Genomic DNA, 17,232 nt, shown 5'->3' with positions numbered 1-17,232 from the left:
ACCGACCAGGTTCACACGCCACCGATTCACAGCGTGCATCGACCCATTCCCCGTGAACCGTGTTGACTCGGTTCACAAGCTCTGCTGTTATTGACCCATCGCCGCACAAGCCGATGGGCAGGGCGATGCACACGAGCGATGCACGGAATCGCTCACCACCACCCATTTCCGCTTTCGCCGGAGGGCACAGCCATGTCCCAGTTCACGCAGCCGCCGCAGTCCCCGCAGCCCCAGCAGCCGTACGCCCCCGCCCAGATGCCGGGTGCGCGTCCGGCCCGTAACGGACTGGGCATCGCGGCCCTCATCCTGGGTGTCATCGGCGCCGTGTCCGGCCTGATCCCGTTCCTGTTCTGGCTGGCGGGCATCCTCGGCCTCATCGCCCTGATCCTGGGCCTGGCGGGCCGGGGCCGGGCGAAGCGCGGCGAGGCCACCAACAAGGGGATGGCGACCTTCGGCGCCGTGCTCGGTCTGATCTCGCTGATCCTCACGGTGGTGGGCGCGGTGATCACGTTCAAGGCGGTGGACGACGCCGTGAACGACCTCAACAAGGCGGTGTCCGACACCACGGCCTCCGCGAAGCCGAAGCCCGGCGGGGACTCCGCGAAGGGCAAGGGCTCGGACAAGGGCGGCGCGGACAAGAAGGACACCGGCAAGGCGCTGGAGGCCGGTGACTCGGCCGTGTACGACGACGATCTGACGGTCACGGTCGGCGACGCCACCTCGTACACCCCGGACGCGTACGCCGCCGGGCACACCAAGGGCCAGAAGGCCTACAAGGTCGCCGTCGTCATCGAGAACGCGGGCAAGGAGAAGTTCGACTCCACGCTCGTCAGCGTCTCGGCGCGGGCCGGCCAGGACGGCGTGGACGCCGAGCAGATCTTCGACAACAAGGTGGGCACGGGCTTCAGCGGCACGGTCCTGCCGGGCAAGAAGGTCACCGTCCAGTTCGCCTTCGACACCCCGGCGGACGCCAAGAACCTGACGGTCGAGGTCAACCCCGGCTTCACGTACGACGCCACGCAGTGGGACCTGAAGCTCTGACCGTCCTTCTGGGACGGACGGACCGAACCGGGCAGACCCGAACGACCGGGCAGCCCCGAATGACCGGACAGACCTGAAGGACCGGACAGACCGAACCGGACAGACCGGAGCCGACCCCCATGCGCCTTCCCGCCCGCGCCTCGGCGGCCGCCCTGAGCGCCGCGACCGCCCTCACCCTCGCGACGGCCTGCGGCATGCTTCCGGACGACGCACCCGACACCACCGCCCCCTATGCCCGGCTGACCGCCCCCGAGGTCGTCAACAAGGCCCGCGCGGCGACCCGGGCCGCCAAGTCGGTACGCATGACGGTGGAGGCGGCCTCCCCCGAGGGCCCGGTCGAGGCGTTCGTGGCCACGGACATCCGGGGCGAGTGCACGGTCACGCTCTCGATGGGCGCGGCGGGCACCATGGAGCTGGTGCGGACGGGCGGCACGGTCCGCACCCGCTCCGACGCCGCGATGCTGCGATCGGCCTCCACCGCACCGGCCGAGAACCTCGCCGGCCACTGGGTGAGCCCCACCGTCGCCGACCGGCACGCGAAACTGGCCGAACGCTACTGCGACCGGGAGACGTTCCTCGGCCGCCTCGCACCGAAGACCGGGACGGCCCGCAAGGGACCGACGGCCGCAGCCGGCTCCGGCACCCCCGCCCTGACCGTCACCGGTAGTTCGCGCGACGGGAATTGGACGGCGGACATCGCCGCTGAAGGCAGACCGTTCCTGCTGAAGCTGCGCCTCCCGCGCGGCGGAACAGGAGGCGGAACGGGAGGCGGCACCGCCCCCGTGACGGTCGAATTCTCCGCATTCGACAAGCCGTTCACGGCGAGCCTGCCGAAGCCCTGAACTTCTGAGCGCTCCGGCCCGCAGAGCCCGCCCCGCCCCGGGGCGGGCTTCCGCGTACCCCGGCCCACCCGCTCACCCGCCGCACTGCTCCAGCATCGCCGTCTTGTCGGCGGTGGTGACGGGCAGTCCGTACTTCAGGGACACCTGCGCGAACCGCACCGCGTACGAGCAGCGGACCGGCTTGTACGGCGGCAGCCAGGACGCCGGCCCCGAGTCGCGCTTGGCGTTGTTGGCCGGCCCGTCCACCGGGATGAGGTTGAGCGGGTCGTTGGCGATCTGCTGCCGCTTGGCCCCGTCCCAGCGCGCGGCGCCCATCTGCCAGTCGTACGACAGCGGCATGACGTGGTCGATCTGGACCTTGGTGGCCTGCTGCTTGCGCCAGTCGATGGTGGAGCCGGTGTACGGGTCCTTGAGGGTCATCGACACGACCACGCAGTCCGAACCGGACCGGTGCTTCAGGTCCTTGCCGTCCCTGGCGAGGAGGTCGTTGCGGGTGTCGCAGCCGTTCCTCGCGAGCGGTATCCCGTCGACCGAGTCCTTCCACGCGTAGCCGAACTTGTCCCGCGCGTAACCGGACTTCGGCCCCCGCCCCTTCGTCGCCACCTTCTCGATGACCTTCCGGCCGGCCGCCCGGTCCGCCTCGGAGGTGAGCGGCGCGAGGCCCGGCTTCGTACCGTCGGCGTTGTCGAGCGGGCTGGCCCCGAATCCGGTGACGGCCTGCCCGCCACCGCCTCCTTCGGAGGGCGTGGGCTCCGGGTCACAGCCGGCCAGGGCCAGCACCGCCGCCACACTGAGGGCGGGCAGCATCACTCGGTAAGCGCGGGGAGATATCACTCGGAACCGTCCTGACGGGGAGAAAGCCGAACCCGGGAATCCTACGGACGCCTTCCCCGCTGACGGGTGTTCATGAGCGCGCCGCCGACCCGATGCGGCCGGAATCACATCCTCCGCCCCGGGCCCGGCCCCGACTCAGGACCGCATGCCGCCGTCCATGCGCAGGACCGTGCCGGTGACGTAGGAGGCGCGGTCACTGAGCAGCCAGGCGGCGGCCTGGGCGATCTCGTCCGGGTCGGCCGCGCGGCCCAGCACGCACCGGAACGGCCGGCCGCTGTACGGCGTCTCGGACACGGACGAGTTCGTCCGGACCTCGGCCCAGCATCTGCGCGCCGCCGCGGCCCGCTACCCCGACGACCCGGAAGTGACCGGCCTGGTCGATGAACTCCAGGCCGGCAGCGAGGAGTTCGCCCGCATCTGGGCAGCCCACGACGTGACCGCCCGCCCCACCCTCTGCAAGACCTTCCACCGAGGGCAACGAGACCGCTTTGGACCGGCTGGCCGATCTAGCCGACGCAGCCGGCGACTACGCGGAGCTGAACGAGCTGTTGGACGAAGGGTCCAGGCACGCCGGCTTCCTGCTCACTCGACGCGCGGCCTCGACCTGCGATCTGCGCGAGCTGCAGCGGATCACCGACGCCGGGTACGACGAGGCCGGGAACGAGCTGGACCGGCTGTTGAAGGCACCAGTTGACGGGCATCGGGATTGAGGGATCCCGCCGCCCGGACCGGCTCCCGCCCGCCCCCTCATACCTTGCCGATGCCCAGCGTCGTTTCGGACGGCAGCAGTCCGGAGCCGATCGCCGCCACCCACAGCGGCCCAGCGACTCGACCAGCCGTTCCCGCTCCTCCCCACCGAGCGCCCGCCACGGGGCGGCGGCCGCCTCGTCCGTACGCCGCTCGACTTCGACACGCAACACCCGCCCCGCCTCGGTCGCCGTTCCGCCCTCCGTCAACAGCCCGCGCTTCGCGAGCCGTTGACGAGCTGCCCGCCACTTCTCATCGCTCCACCCCCGGCTCGCGAAAACCTCCGGGCGCGTGGTCGTGGCGGACAGGCGCCGCCGTCAGTCGAGCAGAGCGGCGGCCGTGGCGACGAGTTCCGCGTCAGCGGCCTCGGTGCGGTGGGCGGCGATGCCGGAGCGGAAGAGCGCCGATCCTTCGATCAGCATCGTGAAAACGCTTGCCCGTGCCTGGCAGACGGCGTCGGGGAGAGCGGGGTTGCGAGCGCGGAGGAAGCCGGCCACCTGGTCCTGATACTCGCTGTAGAAGGTGCGCAGGATCGCCGCGACGATTTCGTCACGGCCTGCCAGTGCCCACAACTCGGCGTAGACCCGCACGAGTCGCGGATCGTCGTGGTCGACCAGAAGCTGACGGACCAGCCCCTCCGCGTCCAGCGGAGTGTGCGTGGCGGCGTCGGCGTCGGCGTCGGCGTCGGCGTCGGCGTCGGCGTCGGCGTCGGCGAACAATGGGGCCAGCCTGTCGAGCGAACGGTCCAGGGTGCGACGCAGGACGGCAGCGATCAACTCCGTTCGGGAGGGGAAGTAGTACTGCACGTGCCCCAGCCGTGCCTGTGCCGTAACCGCTACCGCCCGCATGGTCAGTTCGCCGTACCCGACCTCGAAGAGGATCTTCTCGGCGGCGTCCAGGATTGCAGCACGCCGCCGCGCACCCTTGCTCGTGGTTGCGGTGCGCTTCTCCTGCCCTGGGGACCGATCGCTCATGCCGCCCTGTCCTTGGTGTGTTCTTCGCGCACTGCCCTGTGCACAACCAGGTCGACGCCCTGCGCAGCGAGGTCCGACGGCACGCTCCGCGGACTCGGGAGCTGTTCGGGGAAGACCACGCCGCTCGGTGCGGGATCGCCGTCATCGCCGCGCACCCGGCGCAGCCCCATCAAGGCACCCAGAGCGGTCAGATGGGCCTGCCCGGCCGGATCAGTCACGGTCGCGGAGAGTGTGTCACCCCCGTGGGCGACGTCGATGCGGAGCTGAGCCGTGCCTCCTTCGCCCGGCGCGTACAGCAATCCGCGGCGCACACCGGTGAAGCGCTCGCCGCGGCCCCAGCGGAAGAACCCGAGCCGCTTGGCGGCCAACAGGGCTGCCGTGGACGCGGGCGAACTAAAGCCGATCCGGGTCGTTGCGGTCTTAGCCCCGAGGGTGAGGGGAAGGGTGAACTGCTCGGGGGTGTCGATCCTGGCGACCCGGGTGAGCGTCTCCCCGATACGGACGCCGCTGGCGCCGCTCAGCGGCATGACCGTATGCCGCTGCCCGTCCTGCACCACTTCGTAGTCCAGTCCGAGGCGGTCCATGAACTCCACCGAGTCCGCGCCCGCCCGGTCGCCGAGGTCCCAGCGGATCGCCACGTCGACCGTGTCCACGCCGCCGAGCCGGTCGCCGAGATGGGCGGCGACGAGGCTGGCTATACCGCCCATCCACGCGGAGGACAGCAGCACCGGCGCGGTCGGGCCTGCCAGTGCCGCGACGGTGACCGCGCGCTGCAACCGCGCGGTCCAGCGGGTGACGTCCACGAACGGCACCCCGCCGCTGATCGCCGCGCGCAGCACCCGGTCGTCCGGATCGTTGGCCATCGTGACAACCGCGCTGACCACCGCCCGGAACGGTGCCGAGTCCGCCAGGTCCCAGGTGCGCAGTTCCGCGCCCACCTCATCCGCCAGCCGCTGTCCACGCTGAACGGTGCGCCCTGTCAGTACCAACGGCCACGACGAGGCCGCCATCCGTGCCAGCTCCGCGCCGACCGTGCCGTATCCGCCGACCAGGAGCACAGGCCCGTCGGCGTCAAAGACGAGTTCGTCATTCATGACACCAATATAGGTCACGTGACCAAAAATTGTCACGGCGGAGAGATCCCGCCTTTCGTGATCACCGGATCACGTTCAGTGACGCACACATGTCGCGGCCGGCGCCGGACCTCCCGCCGGGGCGGGAGGTCCGACGTCGCCCTGAAGCGCACTGCAGATCCTTTGCGGGCTCGATGCGCGCGACAGCGGACCTGGCCGACCGGCGCTCCAGGTGTTCGACTGGTACGCCTGTTCGGGGCGCGGGTCACACCTGGTGAACGAGCTCGCCGACGGACTTCGGAATCGACGATCACATCGCGGGGAAGACCGTGTAGCCGAGTCTCAAGATCTCCGCCACTTCCGCGACGCCCCCGCCGGCTCGGGAGCGAACGTGACACTTCGGCGCCGACTGTCACGTCGGAAAGGCATGTGACCGCGCGAGCCGGCCGGATCGCAAAGCCCGGATCGCAAAGGGGGAGAGGCTGCTTCCGCAGCCTCTCCCCCTTTCTTACGCACAGTGCGTCACGACCCCAGGATCGTGGTGAGGAACTCCCCCGTCCAGGCCAGCAGTTCACGCCCCACCACCGGCTTGCCACCGACCCTGGCGGTGGTGGGGCGCGGGACGAGGATCTGGTGGACGGCGGGCTTGATGACCGTCTTCGGGTACAGGCGCTTCAGGCGCAGTTCCTGCGATTCGCGCAGCTCCACCGGGGCGAACCGGATGTTCGGGCCCTGGAGGACGATCTCGCCGACGCCGCAGGCGCGGGCCAGCATGCGCAGGCCGGCGACCAGGAGGAGGTTCTCGACCGGTTCGGGGAGCTTGCCGTAGCGGTCGGTGAGTTCCTCGCGGACGGCCCTGATGTCGTCCTCCGTGTTGGCGGAGGCGATGGCGCGGTACGCCTGGAGGCGCAGCCGCTCGCCGGGGGCGTAGTCATGGGGGACGTGGGCGTCCACCGGGAGCTCGATCTTGACCTCCAGCGGCGGCTCCTCCTCCACGCCGCCTTCGAGGGAGGCCCGGTAGTCGGCGACCGCCTCGCCCACCATGCGGACGTACAGGTCGAAGCCGACGCCCGCGATGTGGCCGGACTGCTCGCCGCCCAGGAGGTTTCCCGCGCCGCGGATCTCCAGGTCCTTCATCGCCACGTACATGCCCGCGCCCATCTCGGTGTGCTGGGCGATCGTGGCCAGGCGCTCGTGGGCCGTCTCGGTGAGCGGCTTCTCCGGGGGGTAGAGGAAGTACGCGTAGCCGCGCTCGCGGCCACGGCCGACCCGGCCGCGCAGCTGGTGGAGCTGGGAGAGGCCGAAGTTGTCGCCGCGCTCCACGATCAGGGTGTTGGCGTTGGAGATGTCGATGCCGGACTCGACGATCGTGGTGGAGACCAGGACGTCGAACTTCTTCTCCCAGAAGTCCACCACCACCTGCTCCAGGGCCTGTTCGGACATCTGGCCGTGGGCCGTCGCGATCCGGGCCTCCGGGACGATCTCGCGCAGCCGGGCGGCGGCGCGGTCGATCGACTCGACCCGGTTGTGGATGTAGAACGCCTGGCCCTCGCGGAGCAGTTCGCGGCGGATGGCCGCGCCGATCTGCTTCTCCTCGTACGGGCCGACGAAGGTGAGGACCGGGTGGCGCTCCTCGGGCGGCGTGGTGATCGTCGACATCTCGCGGATGCCGGTCACGGCCATTTCGAGCGTACGGGGGATGGGCGTCGCGGACATGGTGAGGACGTCCACGTTGGCGCGGAGCTTCTTCAGCTGCTCCTTGTGCTCGACGCCGAAGCGCTGCTCCTCGTCGACGATGACCAGGCCCAGGTCCTTGAACCTGGTCTCGGAGGAGAAGAGGCGGTGGGTGCCGATGACCAGGTCGACGGAGCCCTCGCGGAGCCCTTCGAGGGTCACCTTGGACTCGGAATCGGACTGGAAACGGCTCAACGCCCTTACGTTGACCGGGAATTGGGAGTAGCGCTCGGTGAATGTGCCGTAGTGCTGCTGGACCAGGAGGGTGGTCGGTACGAGGACGGCCACCTGCTTGCCGTCCTGGACCGCCTTGAACGCCGCCCGGACCGCGATCTCCGTCTTGCCGTAGCCGACGTCGCCGCAGATCAGCCGGTCCATCGGGACGGACTTCTCCATGTCCTCCTTGACCTCGGCGATGGTGGAGAGCTGGTCGGGCGTCTCCGCGTACGGGAAGGCGTCCTCCAGCTCGCGCTGCCAGGGGGTGTCCGGGCCGAAAACATGGCCGGGGGCCGCCATGCGGGCCGAGTAGAGCTTGATCAGGTCGGCGGCGATCTCCTTGACCGCCTTCTTGGCGCGCGCCTTGGTCTTCGTCCAGTCGGCGCCGCCGAGCCGGTGCAGGGTGGGCGCCTCGCCGCCGACGTACTTGGTGACCTGTTCCAGCTGGTCGGTCGGGATGTAGAGCCGGTCGCCGGGCTGGCCGCGCTTGGCGGGGGCGTACTCGACGAGGAGGTACTCGCGGGTGGCACCCTGCACGGTGCGCTGCACCATCTCGATGTACCGGCCCACGCCGTGCTGCTCGTGGACGATGTAGTCGCCGGTCTCCAGCGTCAGCGGGTCGATCGTCTTGCGGCGGCGGGCCGGCATCCGGCCCAGGTCCTTGGTGGCGGTGCGCTGGCCGGTGAGGTCGGTCTCGGTGAGCACGGCGAGCTTCAGCGCCGGGTCGACGAAGCCCTGGTCGATCGCGCCGCAGGAGACATGGACGAGCGACGGGGAGATCTCCGCCAGGTCCGGGTCGAGGCGGGCGGCGATGCCCTCGCCGCTCAGCACCTCGACGGTGCGGGAGGCGAGGCCCTGGCCCTCGGTGACGTACACCGTGCGCCAGCCGTCGGCGATCCACCCCTTGGTGTCGGCGAGCGCGCGGGCGGTGTCGCCGCGGTACGCCTCCGGGGCGTGCATCGTGAGCTTGAGGGTGTCCTCGTCGAGCTCGTCGTCGGCGGCGAACGGAGAGACCGACCACCACATCATCCCCAGCTCACGGGCCCGGTCCCGGACGTCCGCGATGCCCCACAGCGAGGCCGCCCCCACGTCGATCGGGGCCTCGCCGCCGCCCGCGGTGGCCGCCCAGGACGCCTGGAGGAACTCCTGGCTGGTGGCGACCAGGTCGGCGGCCCTGGTGCGGACCCGCTCCGGGTCGCAGACCAGCGCCATCGCGCCCTCCGGCAGCACGTCGAGCAGCAGCTCCATGTCGTCGACCAGGACCGGGGCGAGGGATTCCATGCCCTCCACCGCGATCCCCTCGGCGATCTTGTTGAGGAGTTCGCCCAGCTCGGGGTGGGCCTCGGCGAGCGCGGCGGCCCGCTCCCGCACCTCGTCGGTGAGCAGCAGCTCGCGGCAGGGCGGCGCCCACAGCCCGTGCTCGGCGATCTCCAGCGACCGCTGGTCGGCGATCTTGAAGTAGCGGATCTCCTCGACGTCGTCGCCCCAGAACTCCACTCGAAGGGGGTGCTCCTCGGTCGGCGGGAAGACGTCCAGGATGCCCCCGCGTACGGCGAACTCGCCGCGCTTCTCGACCAGTTCGACCCGGGAGTACGCGGCCGCCGCGAGCGCCTCGACCGTCTTGCCGAGATCGGCGCTCTGCCCGATGCGCAGCGCCACCGGCTCCAGGTCGCCGAGCCCCTTGACCTGCGGCTGGAGCACGGAGCGGATCGGCGCGACGACGACGGAGACCGGCCCGGTCTCCGGGTCGTCCGCCCTCGGGTGCGCGAGGCGCCGCAGCACGGCGAGGCGGCGGCCCACCGTGTCCGAGCGGGGCGAGAGCCGCTCGTGCGGCAGCGTCTCCCAGGACGGGTACTCCGCGATCGTGTCCGGCGGCAGCAGGGTGCGCAGCGCGGCCGCCAGGTCCTCGGCCTCCCGGCCGGTCGCGGTGACGGCGAGCACCGTCCGCCCGGTCTCGCGGGCCAGCGCGGCGACGGCGAAGGGGCGGGCGGCGGGCGGGCCGACGAGGTCGACATGCATCCGGTGACCGTCGCCGGCGGCCTTCACCGCTTCGTCGAGCGCCGGATCACGTACGACGACATCCAGCAGACCGTGCAGGCTCATGAAGGGCTTCCGTCCGGTAATGAAGGGCAGGTCCCGACAGCCGGCTGCTGCCAGGGACGGGCAACGCGAAGGGCCCGACACGTATCACGGGCCGGGGTGAATCCAGCGTACGACGCCCGTACGACAGCCGCGCCCGCGATCTTCGCCGCGCGGCGGCCGGACGGGGCGGGAAGCGGCGCGGGGCCCGGCGAGTGGCCGGAATCCTCACCGTCGTGCACGTCTGCGGCGAACTCGGCACACGGCGTGCTCGTTCGTGTTCAGGCAGGACGCGGAGTGCCGGCAGGCGGAGCGACGGCAAGCGGAGCGTCAGCGGTGGGAACTGCTGAGCGGGGGCCACCGGGTGGGGGTGCCGGGATGGCGCACCGCCCCGGGGGACGGCGCGCGTTGGCCAAAGCCCTTGCCGCCGAACGGAATCGCGTCGTGGGGGCGGCAGTACCGGGCGGGGACAGGTGCGACCGTCCGTCGTACACGGACGGCCACTTGTCGCAGAACACACACCGTTCATCTCCGTCCCGTACACAGTTGTGTCCGGGGTCCTCACAGAAAAGATCTCAGCGTCTACTCTTTGGCCGAAAGATTCCACAAGCAGGTGCACGGGCAGTCAGCGCGGCAGCCGCGGACCAACACTCGCGATCGACCACCGGGGGTGCGCGGCCGTGCAGGACCAGGCAGCGGGGGCACACGTGGGCGACAACGAGATGTCCGTGTACGGAGTCTCGGCGGCCGAGGAAGAGATCTACCGGCATTTCCTGCGCAACCCCGGCACCACCACGGATGATCTGCACCTGTTGCTGCACACGACCCCGCAGGCCGCGCGTGCCTGTGTCGAGCGGCTCCAGGAGCTGAAGCTGCTCCACCCCGAGGAGCCCGGTCCGCGGGTCCACCCGACCGATCCCGAGACCGCCGTGGCCCGGCTGATCGACCGGCGGCTGCACGCCCTGCACCAGGAGTTCCAGCGGGTCACCCGGTCCCGGCACGTCATCGACGGTCTACGCGCGGAGCAGTACACCCGTAAGGCTCCCCCGCTCGGGATCGAGCAGTTGGAGGGGCTCGCGCAGATCCGCAACCGGATCGACGACCTCGCGTTCTTCGCGCGGGACGAGATCCTCTCCGTGGAGCCGTACACCCAGCTGTCGCCGGAGAACATCGCCCGTTCGCGCCCCCTGGACCTGCGCTGTCTGCGGCGCGGCGTGAGGATCCGGAACGTGGTGGTCCGGGACGCCCTGCGGGACCGGCCGACCGCCGCCTATCTGCGGGAGCTGGCCGAGCACGGGGCGATGATCCGGGTGACGGAGCACAGCGCCGAGCGGCTGCTGGTCTACGACCGCAAGGCGGCGCTCGTACCACTGGACCCGCGCGACACCTCGCGTGGCGCGCTACTGGCCCACCGCGGCGGTCTGGTCAGCAACATCATCGCCCTCTTCGAGAAGATCTGGGACCAGGCCGCGGATCTCGACCGGGCGGACGGCCCGGCACCGGCCCCGGACGACTGTCTGTCGGAGACCGAGCGCCGGGTGCTGGTGTCCATGTGCTCCGTGGGCAAGGACGAGGCGGGCGCCCGCGAACTGGGCGTCTCGGTACGCACGTACCGGCGGCACGTGGCCGATCTGATGCAGACCCTGGGCGCCGCGAGCCGCGCCCACGCCGCGCTGCTGGCCCGGGAGCGCGGCTGGATCTGAGGGTCACGCGGCTGGACGCGAGGGCGTGCGGCTGGACCCGAGGCCGCATGGCTGGACCCACATGGCTGGACCTGAGGGCCGCACGGCTGGATCCGAGGAACGCGCGGCTTCCGTTCAAGGCTCCTCGGTCCAGCCGTCCAGGGCCCGGTCGGCTAGGGCCCCGGCGACGGCCCGGCGGACCGCGTCCCGGTCGACGGGCCCGTCGAGGTCGATGCGCAGGTCGATGCGCAGGTCGATCCGGTCGGGGCCCACCGAGCGCAGGGTGCAGAGCCAGTAAGCGGGCAGCAAGCTCAGCAGCCGTACGACGGTGGTCTCACCGGTCGCGGCCGTGCCGTCGCGGCGGACGGCGACCAGGTCGACATGGCCGGTGCCGTACGCGGTCTCGCCTCGGCGGCTCATGCCGGCTCCCCTTCCGGCCGGGCCAGGAGCCGCCGCGCGGCCGACGCCATGGCCGCGATCCCGGCGGGCAGGGCGGTACGGACATCGGGGGCGAACTCCGGCGAGTGGTTCGGCGGCACCGGCTCCCCGCCGTCCCGGGCCCGGCGCCACCGCCCCGCCCCGGTGGCCCCGAGCAGCCAGTAGACCGTCGGTACGCCGCCGGTGCCGAACCGGGGGAAGTCCTCCGTGGCGGTGAGCGGTCCGGTGCCGACGACCCGGTGCGGGCCGAACAGCGCCTCGTGCGCCCGGCGCACCTCGGCGCCGGCGGCCGGGTCGGTCAGCAGGGCGGGTGAGCGGGCGGTGACGGTGACGTCCGGGTCCGCCGGGCAGCCGGCCGCCGCGCACTCGGCCCGGACGATCCGCAGCACGGCGGCCACCATCCGGTCCACGGCCGGTTCGGAGAGCGCCCGCACACAGAGCGACAGGTCCGCGGTCTCCGGGATCACGTTGCCGGGGCCCCCGGCCCGCAGGGCGCCGACGGTCAGGACGGGGTGCTCGGCCGGGCCGGTCTCCCGGGTGACGCAGGAGTGGAGCCGCAGCACCGTCGCCGCCGCCGTGAGGACCGGGTCGACGGCCAGGTGCGGGGTCCCGGCGTGGCCGCCGCGCCCGTGCACGGTGACGTCCACCGAGGCGCTCGCCGCCATCAGGGGCGTACGGGGGTCCTCGGCGTGCGCGAGGGTGCCCGCGGGGGCGGGCGAGGTGTGCTGGGCGAGGACCGCGTCCGGGGTGCCGAAACGTTCGTACAGGCCGTCGGCCAGCATGTCCCGTGCCCCGGTCAGGGTCTCCTCGGCGGGCTGGCCCACCACCAGGACGGTGCCCCGCCAGGCGGACCGGGTCCGGTCGAGCGTGTCCGCCGCCCCGGCGAGCGCGGCGAGGTGGAGGTCGTGGCCGCAGGCGTGCATCACCCCGGGCACGATGCTCGCGTAGGCCAGGCCGGTGCGTTCGGTGACCGGGAGGGCGTCGAGTTCGGTGCGGAGCAGGACCGTCGGGCCGTCCCCGTTGCGCAGGACGCCGACGAGTCCGTGCCCGCCGCCCACGTTCCGGGTCACCGTGCAGCCGCTCGCCTCCAGCCGGGCGGCGAGCAGTCCGGCGGTGCGCAGCTCGGCGCCGGGGAGCTCGGGGTGGGCGTGGGCGTCGAGGTACAGCTCCAGTGCCGGGCGCAGCACCTCCCGCTCCACCGCGGGCCCCGGGGCGCCGGGCCGGGGGCCCGGTGGGGGGATCGGCGGGCGGCCGGGCGGGGACTGGGCTGTCTCCTGCATGTCATCTCACCTCGTTCCGCCGGGCGGGCCCGGTCGTCGTGGTCGTCCGGGCCCGCCGGTCCGTGGGGGGCCGACCGGTTCAGCGTGCGCCGCCCCGGCTTCAGCGACGCGGCGTTCCGCTGACAGGGGGTGTCAGCGGTCTGACAGCGAAACCGCTGCCGATCCGACAGCGGCCGCCGCTGGAATGGCCTCGTCGCAGGGGAACGGCGCCGGAGCGGCCGGCCCGTCCCCGGGAACCAAGGGAGAACACCATGGCCCCCAAGACCGAGCTCGCCACCCTCGCCGACGAGATCCTGGAACTGGAGTCGGAGACCTTCGAGATCTCGGACTACTCGGACGCCGCCGAGGTCGTGCTCGCCGGTTCGACGTCCTGCTCCTCGACCTCGACCTGCTCCAGCACCACCAGCACCACCTCCTGCTGCGCCTGACCGGTTCACCGGTCGTACGCCGTTCGCGGGGCGACAGGCCCTCTCCGTGCCGTGGGCACGGGGAGGGCCTGTGTGCTGTCTCACGGGAACGGGTGCGGGACCCGTTTGACCGCGGATTCCGGCAGGTCGTCGGCGCGCCGTCCGGCCGCCCGCGGCGCGGTGCGCAGCCGGGGCATCAGCAGGGCCCGCTGACGGGCCCAGCCGAAGTCCAGCGGCAGCAGGCCGGGGACGACGGCGGCGACCGTGTGCAGGCCCATGCGGCGCTGTTCGGGGGTGGTCTGGTCGACGGCGACGACATCGTGCCCGGCGGCGGCGAGCCGGTCGCGCAGCAGGTTCAGGTCGTCCAGCAGATCCCCGGTGCGCGGTCGGTGGGGCTGCCAGTCGGCGAAGGTGTCGGCCAGCGGGCGGACGGCGACGGGTTCCAGGTACTCCCGGGCGTGTTCCGTCATCTCCGGCAGCCCGTACAGCTGGGCGTGGTCCTTGAGCTGGCGGACACGGCCGAAGTCGGTGGCCATGGCGCTGAGTTCGGCGTGCCGTTCGGCGACCTGGTACGGCAGGTGCGGGATGTAGGTGAGGACCTCGGACAGTGCGGACTCGACGGTGGCCTCCGGGTCGAATCCGGCGGCGGCGGCGAACGACAGGGTGCCGTACCCGCCGTCCCGGCGGACCGCCAGGGCGGTGACGACGGGCACGCCCAGGTCCATCCGGGTGTCGAAGGCGTGGACGTCGTAGCCGTGCAGTCCGGCCCGGTCGGTCATGCTGCGGACGGCCGGGGAGCGGCAGGTCGTGAGGTCGATGGCGGTGAGCGGGGTCCGGCTGTGCCAGGCCAGCAGGAAGGCGTCCCGTTCGATGATCTCCAGCAGGCCGTAGAGGATCGCTTCCTCCGGACTGCCCCCGGTGGCACAGCCGTTGGAGCATTCGAAGACGAAGTTGTCGGCCTCGACCCCGGCGCTGTAGTGGGCGAGCCGGGCGGGTACCAGGACCGGCCGGTCGTCGCGCAGGGAGTGGCCCCACACCCAGGGGATGGGGCGGTCGGGGTCGAACGGGGAGACCATCGGGTCGTTCGCGTAGGTCTCGGGGGCGTAGAGGCCGCAGGCGGCGGGGTCCACGGCGTGGTCGGCGAGGCGGTGGTAGCTGTCCACGACGGGTGAGGTGCCGCGTCTGCGGGTGGTGCCCGCGTAGCGTTCCAGGCCCTCCAGGTGGGCGAGGACGCGGCTGGTGCCGTAGCTGTTGGCCTGGCCGCTCCAGGTGACGTCGTTGAGCCCGGCGTAGCCGCGGACGAAGTGGGTGCCCGCGGCGGGTGCCGTGGTGGTGGACGTCGGGTTGATCCAGAGGTCCGAACCGAGGGCGCCGCAGACCGGGTTGACGAGCGCGGCGGTGGGCAGCGGGTACGAGGACAGGGGCCGCAGCCGGTAGCCGTCGGGGTCGGGTTTCGGGGCCGGGCCGAGGTGCATGCGGGCTGCTTCGGCGGTGTCGGGGACCTCCTGGACGCAGGAGGGGCAGAGCGGTTCGGGCAGGACCGGGAAGGTCGCGGTGGCGAGGGTGATGAGGTCGATCCGGCTGACCCGGGGCAGGGCGCGGTCGGCCGGGGTGGCGTCGGGCAGGTCGTGGGCGCCGCCGAGGGCCGCCCGGTAGAGGGCCCAGACGGCGTCGGCGGCGTAGGCGGTGAGGACCGGCCAGTGGGTGGCGCCGTGCGGTGGCCGGCCGAGTTCCAGGGCCTCGCGCTCGGAGCGGCTGCGCAGCCGCTGCCAGCGCATGGCGAGGCACTGGCCGCAGGCGGCGGTTCCGGGCCCGCCGCCCCAGGGGCCGATCAGTACGGCGCGGGAGGTGAGCTGGACGTTGGCGGCCGGGCGGAGCCGCGCGTACGGGTCGGGGGCGCCGAAGCCGAGGGTGTCGGCGGCGCCGAGCGGGACGACGAGCGGGACGGGCAGGGCCGTCGGGGCGGGCAGGTCCCGGTGGCGGCGGGCGAGTTCGGCGTGCAGGGCGGCACGGGCCTCCTCCAGCGGAGTCTCGCCACGCACGAGGGTCTCGCCACGCACCACGGTCTCGCCGCGCCCCTGCGGCATGGCGGGGGCCGCCGTCATGACTTGTCGCTCCAGCGGAAGGTCTTCATCGCGATCGCGCCCAGGACGACGGCGAACCCGGCGAGCACCACGCAGGCCAGCCCGATGTCGCCGGTGGTGCCGCCGCCGGTGAGGGAGCCGGAGATCCCGTCGTTGAGGTAGCGCAGCGGCAGCACCCGGGAGAGGTTCTGCATCCAGCCCGGCATCGCGTCCAGCGGGAAGAACGAGCCGGACAGGAACGCCATGGGGATCATCAGGCAGTTGGCCACGGCGGCGACGGCCTCCGGGGTGCGGGCGTAGCTGCCGACGATGACGCCCAGGGCGAGGAACGCGGTGATGCCGAGCACCAGGACGGGCAGGGCGAGCGGCCAGCGGCCGTCCAGCTCCAGGCCGAAGGAGGGCAGCAGGGCGATGGCCACGAACAGGACGGCCTGGACGGCGCCGATGCCGAGCGCCAGTACGTACCGGGAGGCGAGGACGGCGGAGACCGGTGTCGGGGTCATCCGGATGAGGCGCAGGATGTCGTCGCGCCGCCACTGCATGAGGACGAAACCGACGCCGAACACGGCGGCGTTGCCGACGCCCCAGGACAGGACGCCGGGGGCGATGTAGTTGATGTAGGGGCGGCCGCTCTCCTCGACCGTCTGCCCGTGGAAGATCAGGCCGAAGACGACGAGGAAGATGAGCGGGAAGGCGAAGGTGAAGAACAGTGTGGTCTTGTCGCGCGTGTAGGCCCGGTATCCGGCCTGGCTCAGCGCCGCGTATGCGCTCATCGGGGGTCTCCGTATCGCTGCTGAAGTCGGTGCGGTGCGTGGGGGGTCAGGGGGTTTTGGGGGTGGAGCCGGTGAGCGTCAGGTAGACGTCCTCCAGGCCGGCGGTGCGTGTCTGTACGCCCCGCAGCCCGGCCAGGGCGTCGATCGCGGCGAGGACCTTGCCGGATTCGAGGGTTTCCAGCACGAGGGCGCCGGGCTCCTCGGTGACGGCGTCGACGCCGTCGATGGCCCGCGCCTGCTCGGCGGTGATCCGGTCGTCGGGCACGACGAGCCGGGTGGTGGGTGCGGCGGCGGCGACGAGGTGGGCGGGGCTGTCCAGGGCGACGACGGAGCCCTCGACCATGATCGCGACGCGGTCGCAGAGCGCCTCGGCCTCGTCGAGATGGTGGGTGGTGTAGATGATGGTGCGGCCCTCGCTCTTGAGCTCGCGCAGCACCTGCCAGAGCGCTCGCCGGGCCTGCGGGTCGAGGGCGGCGGTGGGCTCGTCCAGGAAGATGAGTTCGGGTTCGTGGACGAGCGCGGAGGCGATGGCCAGGCGCTGGCGCTGGCCGCCGGAGAGGTCGTCCACCCGGGTCCCGCCCTGTTCGGTGAGGCCGACGGAGGCCAGGGCCCGGTCGGCCGCCGCGTGGTCCGTCCGGTAGAGCGCGGCCATGGTGCGCAGGTGCTCGCGGGCGGTGAGGCGGACGAAGAACGCCGAGGTCTGGGTCTGTACGCCGAGCCGGGGCAGCAGTTCGGGGTTGCGCGGCCAGGGGCTGGTGCCGAGGACGGTGACGGTGCCGGAGTCGGCCCTGCGCTGGCCCTCCATGATCTCGACGAGGGTGGTCTTGCCGGCTCCGTTGGGCCCGAGCAGTCCGAAGAACTCGCCGCGCCGCACGGAGAACGACACCCCGTCGACGGCGTGCCGGTCCCCGTACGTCTTGCGCACGGTGTCGAGGGCGACGGCGGGTGCGGACCGGTCGCCGTCCGGGCCTGCCTGGTTGCCCGGGGAGGCGGAGGGGGCGGTGGGGGTCATGGAACTCTCCTTGCAC

At 72.1% G+C, this 17,232-nt stretch carries 14 protein-coding genes and 3 pseudogenes; 6 read left to right on the top strand and 11 right to left on the bottom strand.

Translation table 11 applies throughout. From position 1 onward, the window contains the following. The first annotated feature begins 192 nt into the window (after positions 1-192). On the top strand, positions 193-1,041 hold the full coding sequence (locus tag ABZ622_RS13195) for a DUF4190 domain-containing protein (protein WP_360542459.1): 849 nt from the start codon (positions 193-195) through the stop codon (positions 1,039-1,041). A 119-nt stretch (positions 1,042-1,160) separates the two neighbouring features. Next, entirely contained in the window at positions 1,161-1,883 is a 723-nt protein-coding gene (locus ABZ622_RS13190) for a hypothetical protein (RefSeq protein ID WP_360542457.1), read from the top strand. Between the two features lie 72 nt (positions 1,884-1,955). Here the strand turns inward: ABZ622_RS13190 and ABZ622_RS13185 are convergent, their stop codons facing one another. Both ABZ622_RS13185 and ABZ622_RS13180 read right to left on the bottom strand, forming a co-directional pair. After that, entirely contained in the window at positions 1,956-2,690 is a 735-nt protein-coding gene (locus ABZ622_RS13185) for an HNH endonuclease family protein (RefSeq protein WP_360542634.1), read from the bottom strand. Positions 2,691-2,852: 162 nt separating this feature from the next. Beyond that, a pseudogene (locus ABZ622_RS13180) lies at positions 2,853-2,969 on the bottom strand (SDR family oxidoreductase); the annotation flags it as partial. A gap of 10 nt (positions 2,970-2,979) precedes the next feature. Here ABZ622_RS13180 and ABZ622_RS13175 point away from each other — a divergent pair. Together ABZ622_RS13175 and ABZ622_RS13170 are read left to right on the top strand one after the other, a co-directional pair. Next, positions 2,980-3,183, top strand: a pseudogene (locus ABZ622_RS13175) (transcriptional regulator); the annotation flags it as partial. A gap of 22 nt (positions 3,184-3,205) precedes the next feature. Next, entirely contained in the window at positions 3,206-3,427 is a 222-nt protein-coding gene (locus ABZ622_RS13170; RefSeq protein ID WP_360542455.1) for a hypothetical protein, read from the top strand. Positions 3,428-3,464: 37 nt separating this feature from the next. On the opposite strand, the pseudogene ABZ622_RS13165 reads toward ABZ622_RS13170, so the two are convergent. The 4 genes and pseudogenes from ABZ622_RS13165 to mfd form a co-directional block, all read right to left on the bottom strand. Further along, a pseudogene (locus tag ABZ622_RS13165) lies at positions 3,465-3,751 on the bottom strand (hypothetical protein); the annotation flags it as partial. 30 nt (positions 3,752-3,781) lie between these two features. Further along, positions 3,782-4,438, bottom strand: a complete 657-nt coding sequence (locus ABZ622_RS13160; RefSeq protein ID WP_360542453.1) for a TetR family transcriptional regulator — start codon at positions 4,436-4,438, stop codon at positions 3,782-3,784. Next, on the bottom strand, positions 4,435-5,532 hold the full coding sequence (locus tag ABZ622_RS13155) for a saccharopine dehydrogenase (protein WP_360542451.1): 1,098 nt from the start codon (positions 5,530-5,532) through the stop codon (positions 4,435-4,437). The genes ABZ622_RS13160 and ABZ622_RS13155 overlap by 4 nt, the downstream gene beginning before the upstream one ends. Before the next feature lie 501 nt (positions 5,533-6,033). Continuing rightward, positions 6,034-9,564 (bottom strand): transcription-repair coupling factor, encoded by a 3,531-nt coding sequence (gene mfd, locus ABZ622_RS13150; RefSeq protein ID WP_360542449.1) that lies wholly within the window; start codon positions 9,562-9,564, stop codon positions 6,034-6,036. A 683-nt stretch (positions 9,565-10,247) separates the two neighbouring features. Between mfd and ABZ622_RS13145 the strand changes: the two genes are divergently transcribed. Next, positions 10,248-11,243: a LuxR C-terminal-related transcriptional regulator gene (locus ABZ622_RS13145; RefSeq protein ID WP_360542632.1), complete on the top strand. Its 996-nt coding sequence runs from the start codon at positions 10,248-10,250 to the stop codon at positions 11,241-11,243. A gap of 114 nt (positions 11,244-11,357) precedes the next feature. On the opposite strand, the gene ABZ622_RS13140 is transcribed toward ABZ622_RS13145, so the two are convergent. Together ABZ622_RS13140 and ABZ622_RS13135 are read right to left on the bottom strand one after the other, a co-directional pair. Further along, the gene (locus ABZ622_RS13140; RefSeq protein ID WP_360542447.1) at positions 11,358-11,642 is read right to left on the bottom strand and encodes a hypothetical protein; all 285 of its coding nucleotides are present in this window, start codon (positions 11,640-11,642) and stop codon (positions 11,358-11,360) included. After that, positions 11,639-12,940: an amidohydrolase gene (locus ABZ622_RS13135; protein WP_360542445.1), complete on the bottom strand. Its 1,302-nt coding sequence runs from the start codon at positions 12,938-12,940 to the stop codon at positions 11,639-11,641. Before ABZ622_RS13135 ends, ABZ622_RS13140 begins: the two co-directional genes overlap by 4 nt. A gap of 251 nt (positions 12,941-13,191) precedes the next feature. On the opposite strand from ABZ622_RS13135, the gene ABZ622_RS13130 reads away from it, so the two are divergent. Next, positions 13,192-13,368: a thiazolylpeptide-type bacteriocin gene (locus ABZ622_RS13130; RefSeq protein ID WP_073790073.1), complete on the top strand. Its 177-nt coding sequence runs from the start codon at positions 13,192-13,194 to the stop codon at positions 13,366-13,368. Between the two features lie 80 nt (positions 13,369-13,448). Here the strand turns inward: ABZ622_RS13130 and ABZ622_RS13125 are convergent, their stop codons facing one another. The 3 genes from ABZ622_RS13125 to ABZ622_RS13115 are packed head-to-tail and all read right to left on the bottom strand — an operon-like array spanning position 13,449 to position 17,216. Beyond that, positions 13,449-15,434 (bottom strand): TOMM precursor leader peptide-binding protein, encoded by a 1,986-nt coding sequence (locus ABZ622_RS13125; RefSeq protein ID WP_360542630.1) that lies wholly within the window; start codon positions 15,432-15,434, stop codon positions 13,449-13,451. Between the two features lie 14 nt (positions 15,435-15,448). Beyond that, positions 15,449-16,204, bottom strand: a complete 756-nt coding sequence (locus ABZ622_RS13120) for an ABC transporter permease (RefSeq protein ID WP_360542443.1) — start codon at positions 16,202-16,204, stop codon at positions 15,449-15,451. Between the two features lie 46 nt (positions 16,205-16,250). Next, positions 16,251-17,216: an ABC transporter ATP-binding protein gene (locus tag ABZ622_RS13115; protein WP_360542441.1), complete on the bottom strand. Its 966-nt coding sequence runs from the start codon at positions 17,214-17,216 to the stop codon at positions 16,251-16,253. Between the last annotated feature and the right edge of the window lie 16 nt (positions 17,217-17,232).

It is taken from the genome of Streptomyces sp. NPDC007164, assembly GCF_040634135.1.
GTDB classification, from domain to species: domain Bacteria; phylum Actinomycetota; class Actinomycetes; order Streptomycetales; family Streptomycetaceae; genus Streptomyces; species Streptomyces sanglieri.
The sequence above is the reverse complement of the archived record's forward strand: the minus strand, read 5'-3'. Positions and strand labels throughout refer to the sequence as shown.

Excerpts from the sequence above, each read along its gene's own strand:
- ABZ622_RS13195 (WP_360542459.1), top strand. The coding sequence starts at position 193 with ATGTCCCAGTTCACGCAGCCGCCGCAGTCCCCGCAGCCCCAGCAGCCG.
- ABZ622_RS13190 (WP_360542457.1), top strand. The coding sequence starts at position 1,161 with ATGCGCCTTCCCGCCCGCGCCTCGGCGGCCGCCCTGAGCGCCGCGACC.
- ABZ622_RS13185 (WP_360542634.1), bottom strand. The coding sequence starts at position 2,690 with ATGCTGCCCGCCCTCAGTGTGGCGGCGGTGCTGGCCCTGGCCGGCTGT.
- ABZ622_RS13160 (WP_360542453.1), bottom strand. The coding sequence starts at position 4,438 with ATGAGCGATCGGTCCCCAGGGCAGGAGAAGCGCACCGCAACCACGAGC.
- ABZ622_RS13155 (WP_360542451.1), bottom strand. The coding sequence starts at position 5,532 with ATGAATGACGAACTCGTCTTTGACGCCGACGGGCCTGTGCTCCTGGTC.
- mfd (WP_360542449.1), bottom strand. The coding sequence starts at position 9,564 with ATGAGCCTGCACGGTCTGCTGGATGTCGTCGTACGTGATCCGGCGCTC.
- ABZ622_RS13140 (WP_360542447.1), bottom strand. The coding sequence starts at position 11,642 with ATGAGCCGCCGAGGCGAGACCGCGTACGGCACCGGCCATGTCGACCTG.
- ABZ622_RS13135 (WP_360542445.1), bottom strand. The coding sequence starts at position 12,940 with ATGCAGGAGACAGCCCAGTCCCCGCCCGGCCGCCCGCCGATCCCCCCA.
- ABZ622_RS13130 (WP_073790073.1), top strand. The coding sequence starts at position 13,192 with ATGGCCCCCAAGACCGAGCTCGCCACCCTCGCCGACGAGATCCTGGAA.
- ABZ622_RS13125 (WP_360542630.1), bottom strand. The coding sequence starts at position 15,434 with ATGCCGCAGGGGCGCGGCGAGACCGTGGTGCGTGGCGAGACCCTCGTG.
- ABZ622_RS13120 (WP_360542443.1), bottom strand. The coding sequence starts at position 16,204 with ATGAGCGCATACGCGGCGCTGAGCCAGGCCGGATACCGGGCCTACACG.
- ABZ622_RS13115 (WP_360542441.1), bottom strand. The coding sequence starts at position 17,216 with ATGACCCCCACCGCCCCCTCCGCCTCCCCGGGCAACCAGGCAGGCCCG.